Origin of the sequence: Achromobacter sp. (genome assembly GCF_049647645.1) — a bacterium.
Lineage (GTDB): Bacteria > Pseudomonadota > Gammaproteobacteria > Burkholderiales > Burkholderiaceae_B > Achromobacter.
The window spans coordinates 1-4,254 of sequence record NZ_JBARYB010000028.1; the positions used below are offsets into that span (position 1 = coordinate 1).

The following is a 4,254-nucleotide window of genomic DNA, read 5'->3' on the forward strand; positions in this document are numbered from 1 at the left end:
GCGCGGCGCTCGCCCGACGCGCCGCCGGTACGCGCGCTCGGCGCGCCGGCCCTGGCGCTGCTGATGCAATGGTTCGAGGAGTTCGCCTATCGCTGAGCGGGGTACTGCTCCGCTTGATCCTGCGCAAGGCGACTCTCTCCCCCTTGCTCTAGCCTCTGTCCACTTGAAAAGAGGAAAGACTCATCATGACGTGGTTCAAATCACTCACCCTCGCCGGACGCGAATTGCTGCCCATCGTCCAGGGCGGCATGGGCGTCGGCGTATCCGCCCATCGCCTGGCCGGCGCGGTCGCCAGCCAGAACGCCATGGGCACCATCGCCAGTGTGGATTTGCGCCATCACCATCCCGATCTACTGGAAAAAACCGAGCGCTGCCATGACCGAGACGTCATCGATAGCGCCAACCAGGTCGCGCTGGACCGCGAAGTGCGCGCGGCGCTGGACACGGCGCAAGGCCGCGGCCTGGTGGCCGTGAACGTGATGAAGGCGGTGCGCGACCATCCGGCCCTGGTGCGTCAGGCCTGCGAAAGCGGCGCCCAGGCCATCGTCATGGGCGCCGGCCTGCCGCTGGACCTGCCGGAAATGACCGCCGACTACCCCAAGGTGGCGCTCGTCCCCATCCTGTCCGAGGCGCGTGGCGTGGCCGTTGTGCTGAAGAAATGGATGAAAAAGGGCCGTATGGCCGACGCCGTGGTGATCGAGCATCCCGGCTATGCCGGCGGCCATCTGGGCGCGGCCCGCCTGGACGACATCCACAACCAACGCTTCGACTTCCAGCACGTGCTGGCCGATTGCCACAAGCTGTTCCAGGAACTGGCGCTGGGCTCCGACGCACCCCGCCTGATCGTGGCGGGCGGCGTGGGCAGCCACGAGCAGGTGCGCCATTGGCTGGCCAACGGCGCCGACGGCGTACAGGTCGGCACGGCCTTTGCCGTCACCCAGGAAGGCGATGCGCACGAGAACTTCAAGCGCGTGCTGATCGACGCCGATCCGGACAAGCTGGCCGAGTTCACCAGCGTGGCTGGCCTGCCCGCGCGCGCCGTGGAAACGCCGTGGCTGACGCGCTATCTGCGCCAGGAAAAAACCCTGCAGGCCAACACCCGCTGCGACGCGCGGCGCTGCAGCCAGCGCATGGACTGCCTGACGCAATGCGGGCTGCGCGACGGCCTCTCGCGCTTCGGCCAGTTCTGCATCGACCTGAAGCTGGCGGCAGCGATGCGCGGCGAAGTCAGCCGCGGCCTGTTCTTCCGCGGCGCCTCCAAGCTGCCTTTTGGCAACGCCATGCGCTCGGTGCGTGAATTGATGGACTACCTGCTGCACGGCGAGATGCCCGCCACGGCTTGAGACGGCAAGTCCTGCCTCGGGCGGATATTCCAACATAATTGAACGACGTATAATATTATTCGTCGTTCAATTATTTTGTGACCATGGACTCTTCGGCCTCCACTCCCCCCGAATCCGCCACGCCCGAGGCCGGGCGCCGCGAACGCAAACGCCTGCAGACCCTGGACCACCTGGCGCAGACGGCCTGGCGCCTGTTCGAAGCGCTGGGCTATGACGCGATCACCATGGAACAGATCGCGGCCCAGGCGGACGTGTCCAAGGGCACGCTCTACAACCATTTCCCCGTCAAGGAAGCCTTGCTTGCGCACCGCTTCCATGGCGAACTGGCCGCCAGCCTGCAAGAACTCCGGCCCGCTCTGCACGCGCTGCCCACGCTCGCGGGACGCCTGACGCGGATACTGCATGCTTCGGCGCATTGGTCCGAATCGCACCGCGCCTATCTGGGTCCATACCTGCGCTACCGTCTGTCCACGCTGCAGCCGGGCAAATGCGACGACGACCGCTATCCGCGCAGTGGCATGCAGGCGCTGTTCACCGCGCTGATCGCAGAGGCGCAGACCGCGGGCCAGGCGCGCACCGATCTTGCGGCCGGGCAACTGGCCCACCAGCTCCAATTCCTGTACCTGGGCGCGATGCTGCGCTGGCTGGACCTGCCCGGCGCCAGCCTGAAGACGGAGTTCGATGCCGCCATCAGCCTCTTCGTGCACGGCGTGGCGTCCGAGGCCGTGGCATGACTGGCGCCGTGCTGGATTGGGCCGGCGCAGCCCTGGCCGGCCCCCAGGCCGCGGGCGGCAAGGGCTGGCAATTGGGCCGCATGGCGCAACTGGGCGTGCCGGTGCCAGACGGCTTCGTGCTGCCAGCCCCGCTCAGCCTGAACCGCGAGCTAGGCCAGGCGCTGCCGCCCGCCGTGGCCCAGGCCCTGCGCGATGAGCTGGCCGCGCGCGGCTGGCTCGAGCGGCCGCTGGCCTTGCGCTCTTCCGCCCCCCTGGAAGACTCAGCGGGCGCTTCGTTCGCGGGCATCCATCTGTCCTGCCTCAACGTGCGCGGCGCCGAAGCGGCGATCGACGCCGTCCGGCAGATCTGGGATTCGCAGTGGACGCCGCAGGCCTGCGCCTATCGGCAGAAACTGGGCCTGGGACTGGGACCGACCCCCGCCGGCATGGCCGTGGTCGTCATGCCGCTGATCGACGCGGTCGCGTCCGGCATCGCCTTCACCATCGACCCGGTGTCGGGACGGCATGACGAGATGCTCATCCACGCCAACTGGGGCTTGGGCGAATCGCTGGTCAACGGCGCAGCGGAAGGCGACGAATACCGCCTGCGCGAAGACTATCTGCGCCAGGCTTGGCCGCTGGCCGGGCGCCGCACCGGCGCCAAGCGCCACGCCAGCCAGCCCGCCGCCGCCTCGGGCACCGTGCTTGCGCCCACACCCGCCGCGCGCGCGGCCCAGGCCGTGCTGACTGACGCGCAGGCCGAAGCCTTGGGCGATATCGTGCGCGACGCGGCGCGCGCGCTGGACTATGCCGGCGGCGGCTACGACATCGAGTGGGCCTGGGATGGGCAGAGGTTCTGGATCGTGCAGGCCCGCCCCATCACCGTGGCGGCGCGCCACACCTATCCGGCGCTGCGCGCGCAACCCGCTTATTGGTCGCGCGGCAACACCCGCGAAGTGCTGCCCCAGGCCATGTCGGCGCTGGAATGGGACACGGGGCGGGTCATGGCGCAACGCATGCTGACCACGGGTTTCGAACTCAGTGGCTATTCCACCCTGCCGGGCGTGCGGCTGGCGGCGCTGTTCCAGGGCCGCGTCTATCTGGACGCCTCCGTCATCCAATGGGTCGGCTACGACGCGCTGGGCGTGCCGCCAAAGGCCATGAACGCCCTGTTGGGCGGCCCTCAGCCCGAGATCGCGGTGCCGCCCTTGACGCTGGTCCAACGCCTGCGGCATGGCGCGCGCATCCTGCGCTACCTGCGCCGCGCGGCGCCCTTGCGCAAGCAGGCGGAGCAGGATCTGCCGCGCCTGTTCGCCCGCGCCCAGGCCTGGCTGGACGAGCCCGCGCCCCAGTCCAACGCCGAGCTGGGCGCGCGCCTGCGGGAGCAGCTCAGCACGGTGATGGCGGCGGACGAACTTTTCTTCCTGCAAGGCTCGGGCGGCGGCGCGCTGCATAAGCTGTTGGAGCTGGTGGAAAAGGCTAGACCGGGCGAAGGCCATGCGCTCACGGCCGCGCTGATGGCCGGCGGCAAACCCAGCGTGACCGCGGCGCAAGGCTACGCCCTGATGGCGTTGGCCGGGCTGGCCGCCGCCGATGCGCAAGCCATGCGTTGGCTGCGCGATCCGGCGCGCGACAGCGCGGGCTGGCAGAGCGCCTTGCCGGACGGCAGCCCCTTCAAACGGGCCTTCGCCGACTTCCTGCGCCAGTATGGCCACCGCGCCGTTTATGAAACCTATCTGCGCAACCCGCGCTGGCGCGAGGATCCGGGCTACCTGCTGGACAGCGTGCTGCGGTTGGGCGGCGCCGACCTTGCCGCCTTGCGCGCCCGGCAGGACAGCGCGGCAAGCCAGGCCCGGCAGCGCCTACGCGCGGCATTGCCCCTCTGGCAGCGCCCGCTGGCCGCCAAACTGCTGGCCGCCGCCCGTATCGAAGGCGCGCAACGCGAGGCCGCGCGCAGCGTGCTGGTGGCCTACCTTGCGGCGGCGCGCAACAGCGCCCTGGCGCTGGGCCGGCGCTACACCGGGCCGGAAGGGCTGAGCGCCGCCGACGATATCTTCCATCTGACTGCCACCGAACTCTTCGCGCTCGCCGAGACCAGGCTGGCGCCCGCGGCCGCCGGCCGCCGCGCCACCCTGCGCCGCGCTCAGCTGGAATCCTGGGCCGCAAGCCCGGATCTGGACGTCATCGCCGAATACGCC

General features: G+C 69.7%; 3 protein-coding genes. All 3 read left to right on the top strand.

The window, feature by feature from the left end; translation table 11 throughout:
- Positions 1-185: 185 nt before the first annotated feature.
- Entirely contained in the window at positions 186-1,343 is a 1,158-nt protein-coding gene (locus WBB14_RS03085) for an NAD(P)H-dependent flavin oxidoreductase (RefSeq protein WP_424238518.1), read from the top strand.
- 83 nt (positions 1,344-1,426) lie between these two features.
- The gene (locus WBB14_RS03090; protein WP_424238519.1) at positions 1,427-2,077 is read left to right on the top strand and encodes a TetR/AcrR family transcriptional regulator; all 651 of its coding nucleotides are present in this window, start codon (positions 1,427-1,429) and stop codon (positions 2,075-2,077) included.
- Positions 2,074-4,254, top strand: a 2,181-nt coding sequence (locus tag WBB14_RS03095; protein WP_424238520.1) for a PEP/pyruvate-binding domain-containing protein, incomplete at its 3' end; no start/stop codon positions are given. The genes WBB14_RS03090 and WBB14_RS03095, both read left to right, overlap by 4 nt.

What these genes read in the sequence shown, in the direction of transcription:
- WBB14_RS03085 (WP_424238518.1), top strand. Translation starts at nt 186, where the DNA reads ATGACGTGGTTCAAATCACTCACCCTCGCCGGACGCGAATTGCTGCCC.
- WBB14_RS03090 (WP_424238519.1), top strand. Translation starts at nt 1,427, where the DNA reads ATGGACTCTTCGGCCTCCACTCCCCCCGAATCCGCCACGCCCGAGGCC.